At 61.4% G+C, this 1472-nt stretch carries 2 protein-coding genes; both read left to right on the top strand.

Annotated elements, in window-relative coordinates; genetic code table 11:
- The first annotated feature begins 163 nt into the window (after window positions 1-163).
- Window positions 164-904 (top strand): thioredoxin family protein, encoded by a 741-nt coding sequence (locus EN893_RS33710; protein ID WP_127271085.1) that lies wholly within the window; start codon window positions 164-166, stop codon window positions 902-904.
- A gap of 62 nt (window positions 905-966) precedes the next feature.
- Window positions 967-1472 (top strand): SGNH/GDSL hydrolase family protein (locus EN893_RS33705; protein ID WP_164901369.1); only part of this gene is annotated, 506 nt, incomplete at its 3' end.

Raw genomic sequence — 1472 nt, 5'->3', positions numbered from 1 at the left:
CAGTCCTTTCTTCCTCCTTCGAACCCGGGCCGATGCGCCCGGGTTTTTTTGTTTGTGACTTGCCGGGCTTGGGGCGGAGCCTCTCCGTCCTTATTTCCTCTCGGGCGATGTCGGGTTGTGCTCATCCCGAACGTCCTTGGAATGACACTTCAGGGAGAGGTTCATGCATCGCAACAAGATCGTTTCGCGCGAAGACTGGTTCCAGGCGCACAAGGCGCATCTGGCGCGCGAGAAGGAACTGACGCGGCTCCGCGAGCGGATAGCGGCTGAGCGACGTGAATTGCCCTGGCTGAAGATCCGGAAGGACTATGTCTTCGAAACCGGGCAAGGGCCGAAGAGACTGGCCGACCTGTTTGCCGGCAACAGCCAGCTGATCGTCTATCACTTCATGTTCGGGCCGGGCTGCGTCAGTCATTGCGAGGGCTGCTCATTCCTTGCAGATCATATCGACGGCGCCAATCAGCATCTGCGGCATCACGACGTGTCGCTGGTCGTGGTTTCGCGCGCTCCACTGGCGGAACTTCTGCCTTACAAGCAGCGCATGGGCTGGAAGTTCGACTGGGTGTCGTCCTATGCCTCGGATTTCAACTTCGACATGCAGGTCTCCTTCACCGACAAGCAGATCGCCGCGGGCGACACCACCTACAATTTCGAGACCCGTCCACGAACATCGAAGGAGCTTCCCGGCACCAGCGTTTTCTACCGGGACGAGGCCGGCGACATCTTCCTCACCTTCATGTCGCGCGCCCGCGGCGGCGAGGCGCAGATCGGCGCCTACAACTATCTCGACATGACGCCGAAGGGCCGCAACGAGAACGGCCCCTATCACGGACTGATGGATTGGGTGCGGCTGCACGATGAATATCAGGGCAAGCAAGCGGGGCAGGCGAGTTGCTGCGATTGAAGAGCGTTCCCGTCGACCAAAACATGCGCTAAGGCTGCCGCTGATCGTTTAACGGTACTGCCATGCGCTTCCCGTCCCTACTCACCTGGCTCGCCTTCCCGGTCTATATCTGGCAAGGCCTCGGCGTGCGACGCCGCACCACGCGCATGCTGCCGGCGCAAGGGCCGGTCATGCACGAAATATCAGGCAAGGCGCCTGATATTTCGCTTCTGGTGCTGGGCGATTCGTCCGCCGCGTCGGTCGGCATAGGCAATTCGGAACATGGGCTTGCCGCGCAACTCGCCGTGCTGATTTCACAAAGCACAGGCCGCACCGTGCGCTGGCGGGCGGCCGGCTTTAATTCGGCAACGTCGGGCCAGATACGCGACCATGTCCTGCCCAATCTGTCGGCCGAACCGTGGACGCATATCGTGTTGGCCATCGGCACCAACGACACCAAGAATTTTCACTCCGTGCCGCGCTTCAAGAAGGAGTTCGGCGGCCTGCTCTACGGCCTGCGCGCCAAATGGCCGGAAGCACGCGTGGTGTGGTCGCCGGTGCTGGAGTTCACGCGGGCTCCGGCCATGCC

The sequence above is a fragment of the Mesorhizobium sp. M7A.F.Ca.CA.004.04.2.1 genome (assembly GCF_004022825.1).
Classification (GTDB): domain Bacteria; phylum Pseudomonadota; class Alphaproteobacteria; order Rhizobiales; family Rhizobiaceae; genus Mesorhizobium.
Note: the sequence above shows the minus strand (reverse complement) of the source record. Positions and strands in the feature narration are given on the sequence as shown.